The sequence below is a fragment of the Rhodovibrio sodomensis genome, from assembly GCF_016583645.1.
GTDB classification, from domain to species: domain Bacteria; phylum Pseudomonadota; class Alphaproteobacteria; order Kiloniellales; family Rhodovibrionaceae; genus Rhodovibrio; species Rhodovibrio sodomensis.
The window spans coordinates 1-21,533 of the sequence record NZ_NRRL01000058.1 but is presented as its reverse complement, the minus strand read 5'-3'; the positions used below and the strand labels follow the sequence as shown (position 1 = coordinate 21,533).

General features: G+C 69.7%; 19 protein-coding genes. 9 read left to right on the top strand and 10 right to left on the bottom strand.

Going from position 1 to position 21,533, the window contains the following annotated elements; all coding sequences use genetic code 11:
* The first annotated feature begins 10 nt into the window (after positions 1-10).
* From CKO28_RS17255 to fabG, 4 genes are read left to right on the top strand one after another with little or no spacing between them, the layout of a single operon-like run.
* Positions 11-1,234, top strand: a complete 1,224-nt coding sequence (locus CKO28_RS17255) for a beta-ketoacyl-[acyl-carrier-protein] synthase family protein (RefSeq protein ID WP_338050164.1) — start codon at positions 11-13, stop codon at positions 1,232-1,234.
* The gene (locus CKO28_RS17250; RefSeq protein WP_200342053.1) at positions 1,231-2,028 is read left to right on the top strand and encodes a beta-ketoacyl synthase chain length factor; all 798 of its coding nucleotides are present in this window, start codon (positions 1,231-1,233) and stop codon (positions 2,026-2,028) included. The genes CKO28_RS17255 and CKO28_RS17250 overlap by 4 nt, the downstream gene beginning before the upstream one ends.
* A complete protein-coding gene (locus tag CKO28_RS17245; RefSeq protein WP_200342052.1) occupies positions 2,022-2,459 on the top strand; it encodes a hotdog family protein in 438 nt (145 codons plus the stop codon). The genes CKO28_RS17250 and CKO28_RS17245 overlap by 7 nt, the downstream gene beginning before the upstream one ends.
* Positions 2,460-2,469: 10 nt before the next feature.
* Positions 2,470-3,204, top strand: coding sequence for a 3-oxoacyl-ACP reductase FabG (gene fabG / locus CKO28_RS17240; RefSeq protein WP_200342051.1), 735 nt, complete (start codon positions 2,470-2,472; stop codon positions 3,202-3,204).
* A gap of 189 nt (positions 3,205-3,393) precedes the next feature.
* Here fabG and CKO28_RS17235 read toward each other — a convergent pair whose 3' ends face one another.
* The 3 genes from CKO28_RS17235 to CKO28_RS17225 all read right to left on the bottom strand — a co-directional run bounded on the left by CKO28_RS17235 (position 3,394) and on the right by CKO28_RS17225 (position 6,106).
* Positions 3,394-3,861 carry a hypothetical protein gene (locus CKO28_RS17235; RefSeq protein ID WP_200342050.1) on the bottom strand — a complete coding sequence of 156 codons (468 nt, stop codon included), beginning with the start codon at positions 3,859-3,861 and terminating at the stop codon, positions 3,394-3,396.
* Between the two features lie 86 nt (positions 3,862-3,947).
* Complete coding sequence (locus CKO28_RS17230; protein WP_200342049.1) at positions 3,948-4,820, bottom strand: glycosyltransferase family 2 protein; 873 nt, start codon at positions 4,818-4,820, stop codon at positions 3,948-3,950.
* A complete protein-coding gene (locus CKO28_RS17225) occupies positions 4,817-6,106 on the bottom strand; it encodes an FAD-dependent oxidoreductase (protein WP_200342048.1) in 1,290 nt (429 codons plus the stop codon). Before CKO28_RS17225 ends, CKO28_RS17230 begins: the two co-directional genes overlap by 4 nt.
* A 442-nt stretch (positions 6,107-6,548) precedes the next feature.
* Between CKO28_RS17225 and CKO28_RS17220 the strand changes: the two genes are divergently transcribed.
* Genes CKO28_RS17220 through CKO28_RS17210 form a run of 3 tightly spaced genes read left to right on the top strand, consistent with a single transcriptional unit; the run spans position 6,549 to position 10,139 of the window.
* Positions 6,549-8,063, top strand: a complete 1,515-nt coding sequence (locus tag CKO28_RS17220) for a methyl-accepting chemotaxis protein (protein ID WP_200342047.1) — start codon at positions 6,549-6,551, stop codon at positions 8,061-8,063.
* Between the two features lie 49 nt (positions 8,064-8,112).
* Complete coding sequence (locus tag CKO28_RS17215; protein ID WP_200342046.1) at positions 8,113-8,862, top strand: bacteriorhodopsin; 750 nt, start codon at positions 8,113-8,115, stop codon at positions 8,860-8,862.
* Positions 8,863-8,870: 8 nt separating this feature from the next.
* Positions 8,871-10,139 (top strand): lycopene cyclase family protein, encoded by a 1,269-nt coding sequence (locus CKO28_RS17210; RefSeq protein WP_200342045.1) that lies wholly within the window; start codon positions 8,871-8,873, stop codon positions 10,137-10,139.
* A 62-nt stretch (positions 10,140-10,201) separates the two neighbouring features.
* Here the strand turns inward: CKO28_RS17210 and CKO28_RS17205 are convergent, their stop codons facing one another.
* From CKO28_RS17205 to CKO28_RS29360, 3 genes are read right to left on the bottom strand one after another with little or no spacing between them, the layout of a single operon-like run.
* A complete protein-coding gene (locus CKO28_RS17205) occupies positions 10,202-11,824 on the bottom strand; it encodes an RNA-guided endonuclease InsQ/TnpB family protein (protein ID WP_200342044.1) in 1,623 nt (540 codons plus the stop codon).
* Complete coding sequence (locus CKO28_RS17200; protein ID WP_200342043.1) at positions 11,815-12,522, bottom strand: IS1595 family transposase; 708 nt, start codon at positions 12,520-12,522, stop codon at positions 11,815-11,817. The genes CKO28_RS17205 and CKO28_RS17200 overlap by 10 nt, the downstream gene beginning before the upstream one ends.
* A gap of 35 nt (positions 12,523-12,557) precedes the next feature.
* Positions 12,558-12,740: a transposase gene (locus CKO28_RS29360; protein WP_367575750.1), complete on the bottom strand. Its 183-nt coding sequence runs from the start codon at positions 12,738-12,740 to the stop codon at positions 12,558-12,560.
* A 345-nt stretch (positions 12,741-13,085) separates the two neighbouring features.
* On the opposite strand from CKO28_RS29360, the gene katG reads away from it, so the two are divergent.
* Complete coding sequence (gene katG / locus CKO28_RS17190; RefSeq protein ID WP_200342041.1) at positions 13,086-15,263, top strand: catalase/peroxidase HPI; 2,178 nt, start codon at positions 13,086-13,088, stop codon at positions 15,261-15,263.
* 280 nt (positions 15,264-15,543) lie between these two features.
* On the opposite strand, the gene CKO28_RS17185 is transcribed toward katG, so the two are convergent.
* Positions 15,544-16,164, bottom strand: coding sequence for a class I SAM-dependent DNA methyltransferase (locus CKO28_RS17185; RefSeq protein WP_200342040.1), 621 nt, complete (start codon positions 16,162-16,164; stop codon positions 15,544-15,546).
* Positions 16,165-16,297: 133 nt separating this feature from the next.
* Between CKO28_RS17185 and CKO28_RS17180 the strand changes: the two genes are divergently transcribed.
* The gene (locus CKO28_RS17180) at positions 16,298-17,431 is read left to right on the top strand and encodes an ISAs1 family transposase (protein WP_242480623.1); all 1,134 of its coding nucleotides are present in this window, start codon (positions 16,298-16,300) and stop codon (positions 17,429-17,431) included.
* Between the two features lie 286 nt (positions 17,432-17,717).
* Here the strand turns inward: CKO28_RS17180 and CKO28_RS17175 are convergent, their stop codons facing one another.
* The 3 genes from CKO28_RS17175 to mblB all read right to left on the bottom strand — a co-directional run bounded on the left by CKO28_RS17175 (position 17,718) and on the right by mblB (position 21,420).
* Entirely contained in the window at positions 17,718-18,374 is a 657-nt protein-coding gene (locus CKO28_RS17175; RefSeq protein ID WP_200342039.1) for a hypothetical protein, read from the bottom strand.
* A complete protein-coding gene (gene cap2-3, locus CKO28_RS17170) occupies positions 18,371-20,557 on the bottom strand; it encodes an anti-phage 6A-MBL system cap2_3 protein (protein ID WP_338050163.1) in 2,187 nt (728 codons plus the stop codon). Before cap2-3 ends, CKO28_RS17175 begins: the two co-directional genes overlap by 4 nt.
* Before the next feature lie 98 nt (positions 20,558-20,655).
* Positions 20,656-21,420: an anti-phage 6A-MBL system MBL-fold protein gene (mblB, locus tag CKO28_RS17165; RefSeq protein WP_496196155.1), complete on the bottom strand. Its 765-nt coding sequence runs from the start codon at positions 21,418-21,420 to the stop codon at positions 20,656-20,658.
* Positions 21,421-21,533 lie beyond the last annotated feature (113 nt).

The window sequence follows — 21,533 nt, the reverse complement described above, 5'->3', positions numbered from 1 at the left end:
CGCTTCGCCCGTGACTCCGCTCGCCCTGACCGCCCTGTCCAGCGTCAACGCGCTTGGAACCGGGCTGCCCGCCCTGGCCGACGGCCTGCGGGCGAACCGTGTCGCGCTGCGGGCGAACGACTACGCCGACGCGCGGATCGACACCCACATCGGCCGGGTCGACGGAGTCGAGGAGGTGGCGCTGCCCCCGGAGCTCGCCCGCTTCGACTGCCGCAACAACCGCCTCGCGGAGATGGCGATCCGCGCCGACGGCTTCGAGGACGCGGCGGCGGCGGCGATCCGGCGCTATGGCGCGCACCGGGTCGCGCTGATCCTCGGCACCTCGACCTCCGGCGTGCGCGAGGGCGAAATCGCCTTCGCCAACCGCGATCCGGAGACCGACGCGCTGCCCGCCGAGTTCCGCTTTCACGAGACGCACGATCACCACGCGCTCGCCTGGTACGTCGCCGAGCGGCTGGGGATCGCCGGGCCCGCGCTGACCGTGTCGACCGCCTGCTCCTCTTCCGCCAAGGTGTTCGCCGACGCCGAGCAGCTGATCGCCGCCGGCCTGGCCGACGCCGCGATCGTGGGCGGCGCGGATTCGCTGTGCCTGATGACGCTCTACGGCTTCCGCTCGCTGGAACTGCTGGACACCGGCCCGGCCAGACCGAACGACGCCGGCCGGCGCGGCATCTCGATCGGCGAGGGGGCGGGTCTCGCCCTGGTCGAACGGCCCGAGGCGGCCGGGCGCGCGCCGCTGGCCCGGCTGCTGGGCTACGGCGAGAGTTCCGATGCCCACCACATGTCCGCCCCGCACCCGGAGGGCCTGGGCGCGGAACTGTCGATGCGCGAGGCGCTGCGTCGCGCCCAGCTGACCCCGGGGTCGGTGGACTACGTCAACCAGCACGGCACCGGCAGCCCGCAGAACGACCGCAGCGAGGCGCAGGCGATCGAGCGGGTGTTCGGCGGCGGTATCCGCTGCAGCTCCACCAAGGGCGCGACCGGCCATACGCTGGGCGCGGCCGGCATCGTCGAGACGGCGGTCTGCGTCATGGGGCTGGCGCACGGCTTCCGGCCCGGCAACGCCAACCTGGAGACGCTGGACCCGGCGATCGCGGTGGCGGTGCGGCGCGACAGCGAACCCGCCGGAATCGGGGTCGCGCTGATGAACTCGTTCGGCTTCGGCGGCAGCAACTGCAGCCTGCTGCTGGGCCGCGGCGACGGCGACCCGTTCGGGTCCGGAGGTGCGGCATGATCGAGAGCGCGCTGCTCGGCGTCGGGCTGCACGGGCCGGGCCTGGCCGGCTGGGCCGACGGCGGCGACGTGCTGGCCGGCCGGGCGCCCTACAACGCCGCGGACACCCCGGCCCCGCGGCCGGAGAACCTGAGCCCGCGCGAGCGCCGGCGGGTCTCGCAGGCCGTGCGCCTGGCGCTCGCCGTCGGGCAGGAGGCGGTCGGTGACGCCCGCGTCGACCCGGCCGACCTGCCCTCGGTGTTCGGCTGGGCGCACGGCGACGGCAACACCGTCCAGCGCATCCTGATGGAGCTGGCGACCGAGGAGCGGCACGTCTCGCCCAAGGACTTCCACCATTCGGTGCACAACGTGGCGGTCGGCTACTGGGCGATCGCGACCGGCTGCCACCGCGCCTGCACCAGCGTGACGGCCGCGCGCGACACCTTCGCGGGCGCGCTGGTGAAAGCGATGGCGCAGATCCGGGCGGACGGCGATCCGGTCCTGCTGGTGCTGTGCGACACGCCGTTTCCAGAGCCGCTCAACACCGTCTGCCCGGTGGTGGCGCCGCTTGGCATCGGCCTGGTGCTGGCCCCCGCCGGCACGCCGGGCGCCAAGGCGACGCTGCGCGCCGGGTTCGCCGCCGGCGCGGCGACGCCGACGCCGCCCGACCTGCCCGAACTGCACGATCTGTGGCAGCACAACGCCGCCGCGCGCGCCCTGCCGCTGCTGGCCGCGCTGGCGCGCGGCGACGCGGCCCGCCAGGCCGTGCCCTACGGCGACCGGGCGCATCTGGACCTGGAGATCACGCCATGCTGACCGGCGGGCTGCTGGACCGCGCCGGGATCGCCGAACGGATCCCGCACGCCGGCCCGATGGTGCTGCTGGACACGATCGTCGCCAGCGACGCCGAGGCGATCCACGCCCGCACCGACAGCCACCGGCGCGCCGACAACCCGCTGCGCCGGGCCGGCCAGCTGCACGCGGTCGCCGGCAGCGAGTACGGCGCGCAGGCCGCCGCGGTGCACGGTCCGCTGCAGGCCGGCCCGGCGGCGACGGCGCAGCCTGGCATGATCGTGTCGGTGCGCGATCTCACCTGGACGCGCGGCCGGCTGGACGATATCGACGGTCCGCTCGAGGTGCACGCCACCTGCCTGCTGGCGGACACCCGCCAGCTCGCCTATGGCTTCACGCTGGCCCAGGCGGGCACCACGCTGGTTGCGGGCGAGATCGGGATCATCCTGTCGTGAGCCGCATCCCATGACCGACCAACAGCCGCGCCGGGCGCTGGTCACCGGCGGCAGCGGGGCGATCGGCGGGGCGATCTGCCGGACCCTGGCGGCCCAGGGCGCCGAGGTGATCGTCCACGCCAACGCCAACCGCGCCGCGGCGGAGGCCTGCGCCGAGGCGATCCGGGCCGACGGCGGCCGGGCGCAGGCGGTCGCCTTCGACGTCACCGACGCCGAGGCGACCGAGGTCGCGCTCGCAGAGCTCGGCGCGCACGGCACGATCCGGATCGTGGTCCACGCCGCCGGCGTCCATGCCGACGCCCCGATGGCCGGGATGGACCGCGCCAGCTGGAACCGGGTCGTCGACGTGTCGCTGACCGGGTTCTACAACGTCGTCCAGCCATTGCTTTTGGGAATGACGCGCGGCCGCTGGGGCCGGGTGATCGCGGTGTCCTCGATCTCCGGAATCCTGGGCAACCGAGGGCAGACCAACTACGCCGCCGCCAAGGCCGGCCAGCACGGCGCGATCAAGTCGCTGGCGCAGGAACTCGCCAGCCGCGGCATCACCGCCAACGCGGTTGCCCCGGGCGTGATCGCCACCCGGCAAACCCAGGCCAGCTTCGACGACGCCCGGATCAAGGAGATCGTCCCGATGCGCCGCGCCGGCCGGCCGGAGGAGGTCGCCGATCTGGTCGGCTTCCTCGCCTCCGACCGCGCGTCCTACCTCACCGGCCAGGTGATCGCGGTGGCCGGCGGCTTGGCGTAAACGCGGGGTGGCCTTCCCCCCTCCTCCCCGTGGAAGCGGAGAGTGAGTCGGGCGCCGGGCATCGATCCCGGCCTAGAGCAAGATAAAGGCCGACTCGACCTTCACTGATTTTGCTCTAACTGCTTGAAGAGAGAGCAAGATTCAGCTGAAAGGTGACTTCACCTTTCAGCATCTTGCTCTAGCGCGCCGTTACGTACTGGTGCCGGCGCTGGCCTCGATGTTGGAGGTCTCGCGCAGGATCGCCGAGCGGAGGTTCTGGATCCAGCCGTTGTAGTTGCTGTGGATCTTCCCCGCCTCGGCGTCGTACTCGAGGTTCGTGCTGTCCTTGTAGGTGATCGAGAAGGTCTCAGTGTCGTGCTTGATGTCGACCACCGCGACGTGGCTTCGGATCGGCAGGCGGCCGATCAGGTGGCCGGGCTCGTCTGGGTCGGCGCGCTTGATCTCCCAGCCCAGCCCGGCGCCGGCGCGCTCGATGGCGTTTTCGATCTGCGTCATCTCGGCGGCCGGTGGCGTCGCCAGGCTGACTTGCTGGACGTTGTAGATGTCCGACGTCCGGCAGCCGGCGAGTGCTGCGACCAGCAGCAGCGCGGCCGCGATGCGCAGCGCCCAGCCGCGCGGATCGATGCCGGCGTGGCCGGCAGACAATGTGCCCGTCATAACGATGTCCCCCGATGGTTCGCGTTTGCCCCAGGCTTCGTGTTTGGCCAAGGCTTCGCGTTCGCCCAAGGCAAGGCCGCCGGAAGTCAGGGCCGGCGGTTCGCGCGCACGGTCACACGCCGCCGGTCGGTGCGCAACACGCGCACCAGGGCGGCGGGGTCCAGCCCCCGGGCGAGCAGCTTGCGCGCCACCATCGCGGTGATCGCGGCCGTGTCGACCATCGGCCGGTAGTAACTGTGCCGCGGCGCGCGCTTCGGATAGACCGCCGGCACCGCGACCTCGACGATCCGCCAGCCCTGCCGGGCGGCCTCGATCACGACCTCGCTCTCGAACACGAAGCCGTGGCGGCGGCCCTGCAGTCCCAGCGTATCCACGAGGCCGGTCGGATAGACGCGCAGGCCGCATTGCGTGTCGCCGATCCGCTGCCCGGCCGCCCAGGAGATGAAGAAGCCGGCGATCCGGTTGGCGATCCGCCGGGCCCAGGGCATCTGCGCGGTGTCGTGCACCCGGCTGCCCAGCACCAGCGTATCCGCCCCGGCGACGCGCAGCAGCCGCGGGATGTCGCGCGCCCGGTGCTGGCCGTCGGCGTCCAGCGTCACGGCGGCGTCGAAGCCGGCTTCCCGGGCGGCGCGCAGGCCGTCGATCAGGCTGGTCCCCTTGCCGGCGTTCACCGCATGGCGGACCAGCCGGACATCGAGCCGCCGGGCCTGCGCCGCGGTGGCGTCGGTGGAGCCGTCGTCGACCACGATCACGTCGGGCAACTGGGCGCGCACCCGCCGGATCAGGTCGCCGACCGTCTCCGCCTCGTTGTACGCCGGGATCAGCGCGGCACAGCGGCCGAGCGCCGGCGGGTCGCGTTCCAGCGCTCCCGGCTCCGCGGCCGGGGCGGTGCGGGCCACGTCCCGCGCCGCGGATCGGGACTCCACGCAGCCGCCGGCCCCCACGTCGCGCGGGGTCATTCCGCGGGCTCCGGCTGCTGCACGTGGGCTGGCGGCTGCCGGCCGTCGCGCCGCTGCTCCAGCCGGTAGAACAGCCGGAAGGCGGCCAGCCGCAGGTCCAGGCCCAGGCCGTGCCGGGTGTCGCCCGCCAACACCGACAGCACGGCGCGGCGCACGCCCAGCACGTTCTGCGGCCGCATGAACATGCGCTGCAGCGCCGGCGTGTTGAACCGCCGGATGAACCAGGAGATCCGCTTCAGGTCGCCCTCGACCCCCTTCCGGTGCCGCCGCAGCAGCCGCTCGGCCCGCGCCGGCCGGTCCAGCAGGCCGTCGATCGCCGGCGCCGCGGTCCCGGCCCCGGTCATCGCCAGGTGCACCCCGCTGGAGAACACGGGATCGACGAAGCAATAGCTGTCGCCCAGCAGCAGATAGCCGTCGCCGTACATCCGGTCGGCGCGGTAGCTGTAGCTGCCCGCCCCGCGCACCGGGGTCACGCGCTCGGCGTTACGGACCATGTCCCAGACCTCGGGGCTGCGCTCGAGGGTCTGGGTATAGAACGCCTCCAGGCTGCCGGTCCGGCGCTTGAAGTGATCCGGGCCGCAGACCGCGCCGACCGACACGCGGCCGTCGGGCAGCGGGACCATCCAGATCCAGCCGCGGTCGAACCAGCAGACCGCGATGTCGCCCTCCAGCGCCCAGCGGTCCTGCGGCACCCCGCGCAGGTGGGCGAAGATCGCGGCGGTGTTGTGCGTGCGGTCCGGGCGACGGTTGGCGAGCCGGCGCGCCAGCACGCCGTCGCGCCCGGAGGCGTCGATCACGAAGCGCGCGCGTTCGTGCCGCCGGCCCGAACCGTCGTCGACCGTGACCGTGCCGTCGCCGAGCGCCGGCGTCGCGCCGACGACCTCGGTCTGCTGGCGCACCTCGACCCCGTTGGCGGCGGCGTTGTCGAGCAGCAGCGCGTCGAACGACGCCCGCTCCACCTGGTAGGCGTGGCCGGGGCTGGGATCCAGCGCGTCGTCGAACCGGAACACCTGCCGCCGGTCATGACCGGGGCACACGAACTCCGCCCCCGGCTTAAACGTGCCGATGGCGCGCACCTGGTCGTGCACGCCCAACGCCTCCAGCAGCGGGACCGTCTTGGGCAGCAGCGATTCGCCGACGTGGAAGCGGGGATGCTGCGCTTTTTCGTACAGCACGACGGACCGCCCACGCCGCGCCAGCAGCGTCGCCACCGTGGCACCGCCGGGCCCGCCGCCGATCACGGCGACATCGTACGGCACGGCCGATCCGTCGGACGCCTCAGTCACCTTGCCGCCTCCCTGCCTGACGGGGCCGGCCCGGGGTCGATCCCTGGCCCGGGCGGCAAGGTGGTCCGAAAAACCGCCAGCCGCAACCGGGCTGCCATGCGCCGGGACGCGCGCGGGAGCGCGCGCATGGTGGCCCGTCGATAAGGGTCTCGCCGGCCACGGCGGGATAAAGGACGGTTGAATTAATTGTTGGCGTAATCTTGCCCGCGCGTCGGCGCGCAAGAAGAGCAAAACGCCGGACGACAGGCCGATGGGCGGCCATCAATACGCGGCGTGGTGCCCGAGGTCATAACCTATGCTTATTCAATTGGGCGGCCCCGGGCCGCTGTTTAGTCGGGCCCAGCAGTTGCATGTTCGATTAACTACCCCGTTAAGAGCGGCATAACGTTTTCTTAAAGCATTTAAGGCGAAATCGCCCAGTCATTCGTACTGGGAAATTGTCATGTCGCTGTCGCTCGCCGCCCGCAAAGGCTACCCGGCCGCCTTCCACGGTCCGCCGCCGCTGCCGACGCAAACCGATGCCGAGACCGGCGCGGCGGCGCCGGCGGCACCGCAGCCGCCGAAGGATCCGCTGGCGGCCGCGGGCGACGACGGCGCGTCCGGCGTCGGCGTGCTGCCGCGGGTCTATACCGCGTTCACCTGCGTGATCCTGCTGGCGGTGTTCGCGACCGTCGCCGCCAACGCCGGGTTCGCCGGCGCGCAGGCCTCGCTCGATGCGCTGGCCGCGAACGCCGACGGCGCGGCGACGCGCGACGCCGCCACCGCGATTGCGCGCGAGCTTGCCGGCGCGAAGACGCAGGTGCTGGCGTTCGCCGGCGTGTGCGTCGTCCTCGGCCTCGGCTTCGCGACCTGGATCGGGCGCGGGCTCGCCCGCCCGCTGGCGCAGCTGTCCGGCGCCACCGTCCGGCTGGCCGACGGCGACCATGGCGTCGAGCTGCCGGAGAGCCGGGTCGACGAACTGGCCCGGATGGGCCGCGCGCTCGAGGTGTTCCGCGACAACGCCCGCGAGGTCGCGCGCCTGCAGGCGGAGGAAAAGCGCGCCCAGGCCGAGCGCGATCGCGAACTGCGCCAGCTGCTGGAACGGCTGTCCGGCGAGGTCGACCGCGTGGCGACCGACGCAGACCGGCGGATGGACGACGTGCGCGGCGAGTTCGGACAGATGTCTGAGACCATGCTCGCGATCGGCCAGCACCTGAGCGGCGCGGTCGAGACGGTGCAGGGCCGGGCCACCGAGGCGCAGGCGCGCAGCGGCGAAGTGGTCGAGAGCATCGGCGCGTTCGGCGAGGCCAACCAGGAGCTGGTCGGCGAGGTCAAAGGCGCGATCCAGGCCACCGAAACGGCCGCGGAGAGCGGTGCGCGGATCAGCGAGAAGGTGCGGAACCTGTCCAGCTGCACCGACGAGATCACCCGCGTGGTGCAGCTGATCCACGACATCGCCGAGCAGACCAACATGCTGGCGCTCAACGCCACCATCGAGGCGGCGCGCGCCGGCGAGGCCGGCAAGGGCTTCTCCGTGGTCGCCGGCGAGGTCAAGAACCTGGCCGGTCAGACCGCGTCCGCGACCACCGACATCACCCAGCAGGTCGACGTCATCCAGGGCTCGGTCCGCGAGGTCGCGCAGGCGATCCACGAGCTGCTGGAGACGGTCGGCACGGTCACCCAGGCCTCCGACAAGGTGCGCGGCGCGGTCGAATCCCAGACCGCCGGCGCCGAGGCGATCCAGGCGCGCGCCGGCACGGCGGCCGAGGAGGTCGGCCAGCTGTCGCGGGAATTCGCCCCGGTCACGCAATCGGCCGAGCAGGTCACCGCGTTCGCCGAGGAGGTCGACGCCGCCGCCGGCCGCGGGGCCAGCCTGATCGACGACGTCCGGCGCGAGATCGCGGAAGTCGTGCGCACCCAGGTGGGCGCGCTGACCGACCGGATCGCCGACGACCCCACGAACGCGGACGCGGCCTGACCCCGCCGCGCCCCCCAGACACACCTTTCGAAGTCAAAGGACGTTTTTCATGACCGACGGCAGCCTGCTGGTGCTCGCCACGCAGTACAGCTTCGCCGCGTCGTTCGCCGCGATGGCGGCGGGCACGCTCTATTTCCTGATGGAACGCGCCAACCTGACCCCGGACTACAGCCCGGTCGCCAGCCTGGCGGCGATGGTCTCGTTCGTCGCCGCGATCAACTACTACGCCATGAAGGACATGGTCGGCATGACCGGCATGGCGAGCGACCTGGCCAGCTTCCCGACCGACTTCCGCTACGTCGACTGGCTGATCACCACGCCTTTGCTGCTGGCGATGCTGCCGGTGCTGCTGGGCGGCAAGCGGTTCGACACCGGACTGATGGCGCGCCTGATGGCGGCCGACATCGGCATGATCGCGATCGGCTACGTCGGCGAGGTGTCGATCAACGCCAGCGGCGGCGGCACCATGCTGTCCTGGTGGTGCCTGCTCGGCTCGATGGTGCTGTGGTTCTACATCCTCTACGAGCTGTTCGCCGGGATCGGCCGGGCGAGCGCCGGCGCCGACGACGGGCTGGTGCAGGCACTGGGGCTGCTGCGCAGCTTCATCGTGATCGGCTGGCTGGTCTATCCGCTGGGCTACATCGTGGCCGCCCTGGACCTGTCGGACAGCCTGCTGGTCGCGCGCGAACTGATCTACTGCGTCGCCGACGTGATCAACAAGGTCGGCTTCGGCATGGTCGCGGTCGCCGCCGCCAAGCGGATGTCCGCGCGGCAGTGGCAGGCCGGCCAGATCGCGTGATGCCGGGCATGCCCGCCGCACCGTCCCTGGCCCGACGGTCCGCGGATCCGGCGGGGCGGCCGTCCGGCAGCCCCGGCGACGGGATCGCCATCCTGGGCGCCGGCCTCGCCGGCCTGAGCCTGGCGGTGCGGCTGGTCGAGGCGGGCGTGCGCGCGCCGATCACTCTGCTGGAGCCGCGCACCGGCTACGGCGACGACCGCACCTGGGGCTTCTGGGAGACCGAGCCGCACCCGTTCGCCCACCTGGTGGCGGAGCGCTGGCCCGCCTGGCGGGTCCGCACGCCGGCGGCCGCGCACATCCGACGCGGCTCGGTGCCCTACGTCCGGCTGCCGGCGGCGGCGGTCTACCGCGACGCGCTGGCGCGCCTCGACCGGGCGGGCAACGTGGTCCGGCGGATGGGCGTGCGCGTCACCGGGGTGGCGGGCGCGCAGGTCGCGTTGGACACCGGCGAGCGCCTGCACGCCGGGGTGATCTACGACGGCCGGCCGCCGGAAGCGACGCAGATCGCCTCGGGGCACGGCCGGGGTCCGCGGCTGCTGCAGCAGTTCGTCGGCCGGCGGGTCCGCACCGGCCGGCCCGCGTTCGAGCCGGGCGTGGCCGACCTGATGGACTTCCGCGTGAGCCAGCGCCACGGCATCGCCTTTCTCTACGTCCTGCCGAGCGGTCCGTGCGAAGCGCTGGTGGAGGCGACCGTATTCGCCGGCCAGCCGGTCGGGGCCGAGGTACTGGACCGGCTGCTGGCCGAGGGGCTGGCCGCGCGCTGCCGGGCGGCGGACACCCAGGTGACCGAGGTTCTGGGCACCGAGCGCGGCGCGATCCCGATGGTCCCCGGCCTGGGGCGCACGCCCGCGCGCGCGGGCGGCACGATCGCGATCGGCACGCGCGCCGGCGCGCCGCGCGGGGCGACCGGCTACGCCTACCTGCCGATCCAGCGCCACGTCGCGGTGCTCGCGGCCGACGCGGCGGCCGGCCGGCCGCGGGGCCGGGGGATGCGCGGGGCCGGTACCGACTGGCTGGATCAGGTGTTCCTGCGCCGCCTGCTGCGCGCCCCGGATGCCGGGCCCGCGCTGCTCGCCCGGCTGTTCGACCGGGTGCCCGCGGACCGGCTGGTGCGTTTCCTGATGGAACGCGGCGGGGTGCGCGACCATCTGGCGGTGATGTCCGCGCTGCCGACCCTGCCGCTGCTGCGCGAGGCGCTGGCGGCCAGTGCCCCGCACCGGTCGCGACTCCGCCCTGCGCGGACGGCCGCGGCCGGCGAAACGGCGCCCAATCCCTGACCGTCCTGCCCCAAAGCGGTGGCGGCGGCGGCCCAGACGGACTTGAAACGGCATTATTGAACTCACTCACGAGATGCAAGATCTTGTGAGGGCTCAACATTCCCGGCTCCACGAGCGGAGTTTCGTCGGAGCCCCTTACCCTTGCGGCGTTTGCCGCTCGGGTTCGGGTCTCCGGCCAGGGCTCGGCTCTCCCCGGGCGTCAATTCCGGCGTGCCTCGCCGTATCAACTTCTGCAGCCCCCAACGCAGGACGTTGAGGCTGGCGTTCGCGTCGCGGTCATGGCGCTCGCCGCAGGACGGACACGTCCAACGACGCTCGGACAGGCTCAGCTTCACCTCGCCTTCGAGCCGGTGGCCGCACGCCGAGCAGGTCTGCGTGCTGGCGTCGAACCGGTCGAGCTTGACGAAATGACGCCCGCGCCAGCGGCTCTTGTAGTCGAGCTGGCGCTGCAGTTCGCCCAGGCCGGCGTCGGCGACGGACTTGGCGAGATGCCTGTTCCGGGCCATGCCCGCGACGTTCAGGTCCTCCACACAGACGATCCCCGTCTTGGCTGTCGCACGGTGGCTCGTCTGGTGCAGCAGATCGGACCGCCGACGCCGGACCTGACGGTGCGTCGCGGCCACGCGGGCGTGCGCCTTGCGCTCGCCCGACGACTTCGGGAGCTTGCGCCCCTGTCGTTTCTCCATCTCCAAGCGGCGCTGCGTCCGCCGGGACGCGGCCCGCTGCTCGCGCTTCAGCTTCTTCTCCGCCTTTCGGAGGTTCCAGCCGACGGGCGTACGGCTGCCATCGGAACCGATAAGTAGATCCTTCAGGCCGGCGTCGTAGCCGACGGCCGCGGTTTCCGGCCCGGCGTCCGGATCGACCGCCGGGCCGTTGTCCGCCGTCGGATCGGGATGCACGGGCTTGTTCGCCGGCGCAGGCGGGGATGGTCGTTCGACCTTCTTCGACGGTGGGCCATCGAACTGGACGGACAGGAACCACGCGCCGCCCTCGCGCTTGATCGTCGCCGAGCGGATATCGCCTTCCGGCCATCGGCCGCCGCGCGCGCGGATCGCCCGGCGCAGCTTGACCCGCTTCTCCTCGATCCGGCCGTTCCGCTTTACGCGCGTCCAAACCTGCGTCTCGTCCATGCCCGGCAGTTCGACCCAGCCGCCCGGCTTGTCAGGGGCTGCGGCCTGTCGACGGATCATCTTCAACTTGTCGCCCGACAGGTAGATCGAGACGTCCCGATCGCGCTTGGACTTGAACTTGGGAAAGTGCTTGGCCTTGGCGGCGGCTTCGCGTCCGTTGTGCACCGCCCGGCGATCGTCCAGGAAGTCCCGCAGCGCCTTGTCGAAGCGCCGCGAGACGTCGACCAGATGAATCGCCGGCGGCTCCTTGAGCCAGTTCCATCCATCCGCCGCCTTCATCTCCGGCAACAGGGCCGACAGTTCGCCGTGAAAGGCGAAGCGACCCTCGTGGGCGTAGAGCTGCTGGTTGATCTCCACGCACTTGTTCCAGAACCACCGGCCCGCGCCGGCCCACTGCCGGAACGCCTGCTCCTGGGCCTGGTTCGGGTAGATACGGAAGACCGCCGCTTGTCGGACGACCGTAGGCTTCTCCGGGGACGCTGGCAGTGCCGGGAATTCTCCGATGATCTCCAGATCGCGCCGGCGCCAGGCCCCGCTCGCCTCGCTCAGCCGCATGCCACAAGTTCCCGATAGCCCAGCGGCCCGACGTCCAGGCCGCCAAGCGCCTGGATGAACTTCGTAGCTGCGGAGACGTTACGGCGATTGTGACGCCATGTGCATTCGGTCGTGTAAGCATCCAGGTGCTTTCCGGACACCCAGTGCCAGGTGCCCTGGACGCTCCGGCGGAACAGACCGATAAAGCCCTCAGTCGTGTTCACGTGACCGCCGGCCCCATCGGAGAACCGTCGCCGCCCGTGATCGACGGTCACGTGCTCGGCCATCGTGCGTCCGACGCGACGATACACCGGAAGTCCATCGGTGATGAGACGCGCGGACGGATTGATCAGTCCCCGCACAGCGTTGCCCACCTCGATAGATGAATGCGTCGCGATCCGCCGGACCCGGACGTCACCGCCGCGCTCCGCGGCGACCAGAACCGTAGCGCGACCGTGGCCGCGCCCCCGCTTTGAACCACCGGAACCGGAGCCAGGATCGTCATCCTCGGGCTTCTTGCGGCCGCCGACATACATCTCATCGGCCTCGACAACGCCAGATAGCTTGCGCCAGTCCGGATCGGACAGCAGTCGGCGGATACGGTGGCCCATGTACCAAGCCGTCCGGTAGTCGACATCAAGCCACTCCGCCAGCTTCATGCCGGACACGCCCTTGGACGACGTCGAGATCAGCCAGATAGCCAGAAACCACTTGGTCAACGGAACTCGTGTACGATGAAGAGGCGTGCCGGCGGTCACGGAGAACTGCGCCTTACACGAGCCGACGCAGCACCCCCAGGTACCCGGCCAGCTGGTGACCCGGGACGCACGCCTGACCGACCCGCACTTCGGACACACTTCGGACACACTGGACCGTTCGGCCAGCGAACCCGTTCCAGGAACGCCCGGCAGGCTTCGTCTGTCGAAAACCGCTGCATGAAACTGACCATGTCCATACCCACAACATAACGTATGTTCGTGGTTTGTTTCAATAGTCCGGGACTTGAAAAACCCACCAACACGCTGGTCGCGAGCCCCGCCGCAAGGCCCGCACGGCGCCGTTCGCCGGGCCCGCCCCGGGCGGCGTCGGCAGCCGGGGTCGGACGCGGCCGGCCGGCGTGCGTGGTCGTGCCGCAGGCCAAACTTTTCAGATTGGAATTGTTCCAAACCGCAGTTACAACGAGGGGACACGTTAAGCCAGAGTCGTCAGCACGAACAGGCCGGGCCAGCCCCCAGGGCTGCGGGATCGCGGCGGTGTTCGGACGAACCGAAGGAGAGTTTACATGGACGGTGACAGCAGTTCGGTCCGGGGCAAATGCCCGGTCATGCACGGCGGCAACACCGAGATCGGCAGCTCGGTGACGTCTTGGTGGCCGAACGCCCTGAACCTCGAGATCCTGCACCAGCACGATCGCAAGACCGACCCGATGGGGCCGGACTTCAACTACCGCGAGGAGGTCAAGAAGCTCGACGTCGCGGCGCTGAAGTCGGACCTGCACGCCCTGATGACCGACAGCCAGAGCTGGTGGCCGGCCGACTGGGGCCACTACGGCGGTCTGATGATCCGGATGGCCTGGCACGCCGCCGGCACCTACCGCCTGGCCGACGGCCGCGGTGGCGGCGGCACCGGCAACCAGCGCTTCGCGCCGATCAACTCCTGGCCGGACAACGCCAGCCTGGACAAGGCGCGCCGGCTGCTGTGGCCGATCAAGAAGAAGTACGGCAACAGCCTGAGCTGGGCCGACCTGTTCATCCTCGCCGGCAACGTCGCCTACGAGTCGATGGGCCTGAAGACCTTCGGCTTCTCGTTCGGCCGCCAGGACATCTGGCATCCGGAGAAGGACACCTACTGGGGCGCCGAGAAGGAATGGCTCGCGCCGTCCGACGAGCGCTACGCCAACGTCGACCAGCCGGCGACGATGGAGAACCCGCTGGCCGCGGTTCAGATGGGTCTGATCTACGTCAACCCGGAGGGCGTCAACGGCCAGCCGGACCCGCAGCGCACCGCCGACCAGGTCCGCGAGACGTTCGCCCGCATGGCGATGAACGACGAGGAGACCGCGGCGCTGACCGCCGGCGGCCACACCGTCGGTAAGTGCCACGGCAACGGCGACGCCAGCGTGCTCGGCCGCGAGCCCGAGGCGGCGGACGTCGAGAACCAGGGCCTGGGTTGGATCAACCCGAACCAGCAGGGCAAGGCGAACCAGGCGGTCACCAGCGGCATCGAGGGCGCCTGGACGGCGAACCCGACGCAGTTCGACCAGGGCTACTTCTCGATGCTGCTCGACCACGAGTGGGAGGTCCGCTCCAGCCCGGCGGGCGCCTCGCAGTGGGAGCCGGTCGAGATCGCCGAGGCGGACAAGCCGGTCGACCCGACCGACCCCTCGGTCCGGCACAATCCGATCATGACCGACGCCGACATGGCGATGAAGGTGGATCCCGCCTATCGCCACTACATGGAGAAGTTCCGGGCCGATCCCGAGTACTTCGAGGACACCTTCGCCCGCGCCTGGTTCAAGCTGACCCACCGCGACATGGGCCCGAAGGCGCGCTACATCGGTCCCGAGGTGCCCGACGAGGACCTGATCTGGCAGGACCCGGTTCCCGCCGGGCCGACCAACTACGACATCGGCGGCGTCAAGTCGAAGATCGCCAAGTCCGGCCTGTCGCTCCAGGACATGGTCGCGACCGCCTGGGACAGCGCGCGGACCTTCCGCGGCTCCGACATGCGCGGCGGCGCCAACGGCGCGCGCATCCGCCTGGCCCCGCAGAAGGACTGGGAGGGCAACGAACCCGAGCGTCTGGCGAAGGTGCTGGGCGTGCTCGAGCCGATCGCGGCGGAGAGCGGTGCCTCGGTCGCCGATGTGATCGTGCTGGCGGGCAACGTCGGCATCGAACAGGCCGCCAAGGCCGCCGGGTTCGACATCACCGTGCCGTTCACCCCCGGCCGCGGCGACGCCAGCGACGCGATGACCGACGCGGATTCGTTCGCCCCGCTGGAGCCGCTGGCGGACGGCTACCGCAACTGGCTGAAGAAAGACTACGTGGTCTCGCCCGAGGAGATGATGCTGGACCGCACCCAGCTGATGGGCCTGACCGCCCCGGAGATGACGGTCCTGGTCGGCGGCATGCGCGCCATGGGAACCAACCACGGCGGCACCGCGCACGGTGTCTTCACCGACCGGGTCGGGGCGCTGACAACCGACTTCTTCGTCACCCTGACGGACATGGACTACGAGTGGCGTCCGATGGGCGACGGCCTCTACGAGATCTGTGAGCGCGCCGGCGGCCAGACCAAGTGGACCGCGACCCGGGCGGACCTGGTGTTCGGATCGAACTCGATCCTGCGCGCCTATTCCGAGGTCTATGCCCAGGACGACAACGCCGGCAAGTTCGTCCGCGACTTCGTGGCGGCCTGGACCAAGGTGATGGACGCCGACCGGTTCGACGTCGCCGCGTAACCGGCGCGTAACCAAGCGGGGAAGACGCCGGACGGCGACACCGCCGTCCGGCGTCACCGGGCCCGCGCGGCCGAGGCCGGATCTCGGATGCGGGCGCTTCGGCCGTCATCGGGTCCGCGCCGCCAAGCCGCAACGAGATTGGGCCCCACGCGACGTAGCCGTCGCGTGGGGCCTTTTTCGGGGCAGGTCCGGCCCAACGCGGGCCCAGGGCCGTCCGGCGGGCACGGCTGGTCTCGGGCAGGCCCTCAGGGACACGACGGGGGCGACCCGACAGGGCGGTTCAGCCGGCCTGTTTTTCCAGGATGTAGACGGTCGACGTCGCGCCGAGCTCGACCAGATGGTCGCCGTGTTCGCGGACGCGTTCGACGACCGTGCCGGTCTCGAGCGCCCGCGCAAGCCGGTCGGTGTAGGCCGGATCGGCCAGCGTATGATCGTTGTAGGACAGCGCCAGCAGCCCGCCCGGCACGAGCCGGTCGAGCAGGATATCCAGATAATGCGCCGGCGCCGCGCCGGGCGACAGCGCGCCGACCGCCGCGATCGCGCCGTAGTCGCCGGGCGCGGCCGCCGGCGCCTCGTCGGGCGCGAGCTTGACCAGATGGCGGTAGATGCCGCGCGCCCGGGCGGTCTCCAGCATCGGCGCCGACAGGTCGCAGCCGTCGATCACCGCGAATCCTTGGGCCGCCAGCGCGGCGCCGGAAAGCCCGGTCCCGCAGGCGAAGTCCAGGATCGGCGTGCCGCGCTCGGGCAGCTGCGCGGCCAACGCCGCCGCGACCCGGCCCGGCGTCTTGTAACCGTTGCCGGTGACATCGGCGTCGTAGCTGCCCGCCCAATCGTCGTACAGCGTCTCGACCGCGTCCGGCTCGGTCGTGCGGTACACCTTGTCGAAAAAATCGTTTGCCATGCCATACAGCCTACCCCGCCCGGGCGACGCGGTCCACCACGCCCGCCAGGGCATTCGGGTGAAAAAGGGGGTGACAAACAGGCAGAAGTTCGAATCGATGGAAGGCCTCCGATTCGGTTAATGGAGGCGAACGATGGATCGAGCGGGTGCTCTGGGCGAGGCGGTTGTTTTTCTTGATCATTTTGCGGATGTGACGGATCCGCGCCAGGCCGGGAAGGTGGCCTATCCGTTGGACGAAGTTCTTCTGTTGACCCTGCTTGCGGTGCTGGCTGGTGCCGACGGCTTCGTCGACATCGCCAACTTCGGGGAGCGGAAGCTGGCCCTGCTGCGCCGGTTTCGACCGTTCGAGAACGGGACCCCGTCGCACGATCAATTAGGCGATATCTTCGCCGTTCTCGACCCGGAGCAGTTCCAAAAGGCCTTCATCGCCTGGGTGACCGCGCTCAGCGGTGCGCCGGCCGAGGCGATCGCGATCGACGGCAAGACCTCGCGCCGCTCCCATCGCAAGAAAGGCGAAACCCAGCCCCTGCACACGGTCTCGGCGTTTGCCGCGCGACAGCGGGTGGTCCTGGGCCAGATGAACCTCGCGGACAAGTCCAACGAGATCGTGGCGATCCCCAAGCTCTTGGAGATGATGGCCCTCGAGGGGGCGATCGTGACCATCGACGCCATGGGGTGCCAGAAAAACATCGCCGCGACGATCGTGGCCAAGAACGCGGATTACGTCCTCGCGCTCAAGGGCAACCAGGGCACCCTCCGCACAGACGTCGAAACCTTCGCCGCCGAGCAGATGGCCAACGGGTTCGCTCACGTCACCGCTACCCAACACGTCGAGACCGATGGCGATCACGGCCGCATCGATCGACGCAAGACCACGGTCTTGCACGATCTTCAGTGGCTGCGTGACCGGCACCGCTGGCCCGGGCTTACCGCCGTGGCGATCGTCGAGAGCGTGCGTGAAGGCCCGACAGGAACGGAAACCGAGACGCGCTTCTACATCACCTCGTTGAACCTGCCCGCCGACGAGATGGCACGGATCGTCCGGGGCCACTGGAGCGTCGAGAATAGCCTTCACTGGGTGATGGATATGGTCTTCCGCGACGACGACTGCCGCATCCGAACCAAACACGCGCCGGCCAACTTCCTGACAACCAAGCACATCGCTCACAACCTTTTCCGGAACGCTCCCGGTAAGAAATCTATTAGGCTTCGACGCAAATGTGCCGCTTGGGACGACGACTTCCTGGCCAGCCTCGTCACCGCATAACCGTTCACCCGATTCCCCTGCCACGCCCGCGCGCCGGCGGCGCGCGGGTCCGGCTCTCCGACGCCGTGCCGGCCGGCATAGAGCCGTCGCGCGGCGGCGCCTCGCCACGCAAAGCACCCGCCGCATCGGGGGATGGGCGGGTGCTGGCATCGGTGGTTGCGGGGGCGCGCAACCGTCGATGTCAGCAGGGACTATTCCAAGCAGCGGCGTAATGGGCGAATATGGTCCAAGTTCGCCAGTTGATCACCGACTGACGGTGTACCGTTACCGCGCGGCTCAGAATCGCTTAGTCGTGATCGGCGGATGCGGCGGCCAAAACGTTTTCGACAAGCCGCACCCCGTAGACCTGGGCGGCAGCCGCCGTCAGCACATAGGCAGAGAACAGCGCGCAAGCGTACATTGCCGCTCGGTACACATCGGCCGTCGCCCACCAAGCGAATCCAGGGAGTAGAATAAACAATATAAGGTTGATGATGCCGATGTCGCGCGCGGCGAGATATGATCCGTGTGCGTCTAGCACGCCAACTCTGTCGCTGTAGGCGCTATAAATCTTGTAAAAGAGTCGGCTCTGTTCGCCAGGATCGGTTGGCAACGGCCCGTAAGCTGTTTCGAGTCGGGCCATATCGGCTCGCGGGTCGGATGGCCCGAACCTTGAAAAAGCGCGCGATCCGGGCAGCGGATGCCGCCAGCGCCAGTGGATGAGCCGGTCGCGCAATTGGGCAGGAACGAGTCCCAACAGAATGAGCTTAGCAAGCACAATAATGGCGAGCGAAAGCGAGCCGGGCGCAAGCGCAGCTTTGACCTTCTCAAGCGCGTTAGGTCCGGCAAGCTGCGTCAGCGCAACAGGCTCGAACGCCACGCATGCAAATATGACCGCATGGATTGCAAGAACCGCCCGGATAAGCCAGGCGTTTTGCGCTTTCAGTGAGGTCTGTCCGCTCATGGCACCGCCGACGTGTGCATCAAGGCGTACAGCCGCCCCGGTGTCGCGATGAGGAGGACTGAGGGCGGCGGGCGTTCGGCGGCGAGTTCCCGCGCAGTCTGGCGATCAAGCGGCGAAGGCCCCTGATCCGCAAGATGAGAATGCCATGTGCCAACATCGAAGAGCGTGCCGCCGCTGGTGCGGTGACGGGCTTTAATCGCTTTCTTGAGCCCGCTCGTGCCCAGCGTGAAGCGGCCCGCGGACCGGATGCTGTCGGGCGGCGCGGGAAGCAGGTCAACGACCGTGATAGCCTTGAGGCGCGCGCTGCACGTGCCGATCATGACGCCGCCGGTCTCGACTTCCGGACAACGTCCCATTTCCGCACGAATCTGGTCCAGTACGCGCTGGGAAATGCGCAGCGTCCAGCCCTCGACCGCCTCGATCGGAATGACTTCAAACGGCCGGGCGGTCTGCCGGGACCAACTGGTGTCGGGGGCGTGTTCGGCGGTTGCACCCACGATGATCCGGCCATCGCCCTGCTCACGTTGCATCTCGTCGAGCAAAGCCTCGGTCAGGCCGGCGGTCATCGCCGACAGACGCATGTCGGTCATCGGCATCGTGAGTGAGCCGCAGCCCTGGCCGATCTGGATTTCGGTGAGCCCGTGGGCGCGGTCGAACAGCAGGCGGCGCAGGCGATCGGACCCGGCGGTTGCGTACAGCTCCGCAACCAGGTCGCACAGAGTGGGGTTGTGCGCAGCGCCCTCGACAAAAAGGAACGCGCCGTGGCCGCGGCCGAACAACGCGGCCTCGGCCAGCCGGGGCTTGACGTCCTTTGGCGGGAGACTGGATAAAGCCTCGCGCACGCCAACCGAGGCTGTCGTATTGACGGCGAACGCGGCGTCCTTGGGCAGGACGGCGCGGCGGCCTTCCCTCGTCGTGAGGTCCGCAACGAGATCGTTGTCGTGGACCTGGGGGGACTGACCAAGGTGGGCAAGCTCGCGGGCCAACTCCGCGGACTTGGAAAGGGAGAGCGCGGGCCGCGCGAGCGCGTGGCGGGCCATGTTGTGGGGCAGCAGGATATCGCTGTCGCTGACGACAGGGATATGAACCCCGGAGCGCGCCAGATGCATTGCCATCTTGGAGCCGACGCTGCCGCAGCCGACCATGGCGACGGGGCCGGTTCCGGGCGCACCGGAAACCCGGTGGAGTAGCGCCGGACTGGCTATATCAAGCTGCATGGCAGGGGCGACCGGCTCGTCGTCGCCGGCAGCAAATAATGAGGCGCGCTCGGGGCCGGCGCGTAATTCGACGATGTAGGGCAGAAGCTCAATGTCGGAGGGCGAGTCGATCATGTGGAAGGGGCGCCGTGCACACAGGACAATTGCGATCGGCACGGGCGGGCTGAGCACATAGCCATCGTAGCACCGCTCAAGGCTGCCCAGGAATGCATCGAGGGCACGCCCGCACCCCAGCTCGTCCGCCCGCTGGCGCAGAGCGCCGAGCGTGGTGACGGTTTCAGGCATGTAGCGCTCGCAGACGAACGGTGCGCCGCTGGGTAGCTTGTCGGGCCAGATAACGCAACAGACGGTGCTGCCGAGGGCGCCGTCCTCCTCGCGCCGCGAGGTAAGCAGGTCCTTGTCGCCGCGTTTGAGCGGGACGATATCGGTGCCGACCTGAAGGAGAGCGGCTGCCCCGCTCGAAAGGCGGGCATCATCAGGGCCGGACCGGTAAAAGCGGGCCTTCAGGACGCGATGGCCGCCCTGGCGGTCCACCATGGCGCGGCACGCTTCGGCGTCGATGACCAAGAGGTGCGAAAGGTCGCGGCGCAGGGCCGGCTCCCATCCCTGCTCCCGGTCGATCAACGTGCCCTCGGCGGCGCGCTGAAGCCAGAGGACGAGTTGGTGCACGAGATGGAAGACACCGGCTTCCACGAGGCCGAATTGGATAAAATAATCGCGCTGATTGCCATCGATGAGGCAGGGGCGGGGCGGCGCATCGGGCGGGGCGGGCTGAAGATGCGGCAGATCACGAGGAAAATCGTGCCGCAGGTAGAATTCGGGCGAGGACCAGGGATAGGACGGCCCGAGGACGACGGTGGCGGTTTCGGTCCGGCGCACGCCGTTCGGGGCGGCGCCGTCCGCTTTCATGTGCTGGGGCATCTCGACATTGATGTCGAGTTCGATCGAGGCGCGGCCGTCGGTCACGTCGGTTATCCGGCCGCCGCGGCATTCCCGGTGCCGGGTTGCTACGGCCAGAAAGCGGTCTGCATGAGCGCGGAGAGCATCTCCGAACATACAGGCACTCAGCCGTGTTGACGGGCCTGCGCGGCCGTTGCGGCAATCCCGAGACCGGCCGCCGCGCGGGCGGCGGCCTTGGCGATTTTCCGGGTGATGCCGCTGGCCTTGACCTCGAACTCGAGCGCCTGGCTTTCCTCGTCCCAATACTCGTCCGTGCAGTAGAAGCGCTCGTCGTAGCCGTCCAGGATATCGACATATTCCCGCTTCGCGCGCTCGTGCGGCGGATTGTCATCATCCTTCTTGATCGGCTTGGAACTCGCGACGATCACCGCGCCTTTCCGGGTCTGGGACAGCGCTTCGCGCGCGTCCGGATCGACCTTGACCTTCTCGCCCAGCTCGCTCCAGCGGTCGAAGCTGAGGCTCCGCCACGAACAGTGATGGGGCGTCTGCAAGATATTGTATGTCAGCCAGTCTGAATTCTCGTCGCCGTGGCGCTCCCACAGCCGCTTCCAGATGGCGACGCCCGCGTCGCCGCCCGTGAGGAACCGGCACTGGCCGGCGGCGCCGCCACCCTTGAGCGAGAAGCGGAGGATAACGGAGGAGTCGTTCTTCTTAAGCTCTTCCTCGTCATCCTCGTCCTCAGCAGTCAGCGGGCCAAGGAGCCTGGCCTCGAAGACGCCGGCCTCAACTCGGTTGCACTCGGACACCGTGTTATCGAGCCTGACGACGATATCGAGGATGTCGTCGGTCTTGCCGTCGACATCCTCGCCCATGATGAGGATGCGATCGCCGTCCGCGGTGTCGAACCCACTCTCACCAGCAGTTCTAATTTTGGCTTTGGTCGTGGGCTCGTCGGTTCATCGCATCTCTTTGGGCAGGGTGGATAACAGGTGGGCGGGGGCGGCGCCGGCCTATATCACGGCGGTCGCGGCGGCGAGCGCTC

What these genes read in the sequence shown, in the direction of transcription:
- CKO28_RS17210 (WP_200342045.1), top strand. Translation starts at nt 8,871, where the DNA reads ATGCCCGCCGCACCGTCCCTGGCCCGACGGTCCGCGGATCCGGCGGGG.
- CKO28_RS17245 (WP_200342052.1), top strand. Translation starts at nt 2,022, where the DNA reads ATGCTGACCGGCGGGCTGCTGGACCGCGCCGGGATCGCCGAACGGATC.
- CKO28_RS17230 (WP_200342049.1), bottom strand. Translation starts at nt 4,820, where the DNA reads ATGACCCCGCGCGACGTGGGGGCCGGCGGCTGCGTGGAGTCCCGATCC.
- CKO28_RS17205 (WP_200342044.1), bottom strand. Translation starts at nt 11,824, where the DNA reads ATGCGGCTGAGCGAGGCGAGCGGGGCCTGGCGCCGGCGCGATCTGGAG.
- CKO28_RS17215 (WP_200342046.1), top strand. Translation starts at nt 8,113, where the DNA reads ATGACCGACGGCAGCCTGCTGGTGCTCGCCACGCAGTACAGCTTCGCC.
- CKO28_RS17180 (WP_242480623.1), top strand. Translation starts at nt 16,298, where the DNA reads ATGGATCGAGCGGGTGCTCTGGGCGAGGCGGTTGTTTTTCTTGATCAT.
- CKO28_RS17250 (WP_200342053.1), top strand. Translation starts at nt 1,231, where the DNA reads ATGATCGAGAGCGCGCTGCTCGGCGTCGGGCTGCACGGGCCGGGCCTG.
- CKO28_RS17235 (WP_200342050.1), bottom strand. Translation starts at nt 3,861, where the DNA reads ATGACGGGCACATTGTCTGCCGGCCACGCCGGCATCGATCCGCGCGGC.
- CKO28_RS17175 (WP_200342039.1), bottom strand. Translation starts at nt 18,374, where the DNA reads ATGAGCGGACAGACCTCACTGAAAGCGCAAAACGCCTGGCTTATCCGG.
- CKO28_RS29360 (WP_367575750.1), bottom strand. Translation starts at nt 12,740, where the DNA reads ATGCAGCGGTTTTCGACAGACGAAGCCTGCCGGGCGTTCCTGGAACGG.
- katG (WP_200342041.1), top strand. Translation starts at nt 13,086, where the DNA reads ATGGACGGTGACAGCAGTTCGGTCCGGGGCAAATGCCCGGTCATGCAC.
- CKO28_RS17220 (WP_200342047.1), top strand. Translation starts at nt 6,549, where the DNA reads ATGTCGCTGTCGCTCGCCGCCCGCAAAGGCTACCCGGCCGCCTTCCAC.
- CKO28_RS17185 (WP_200342040.1), bottom strand. Translation starts at nt 16,164, where the DNA reads ATGGCAAACGATTTTTTCGACAAGGTGTACCGCACGACCGAGCCGGAC.
- fabG (WP_200342051.1), top strand. Translation starts at nt 2,470, where the DNA reads ATGACCGACCAACAGCCGCGCCGGGCGCTGGTCACCGGCGGCAGCGGG.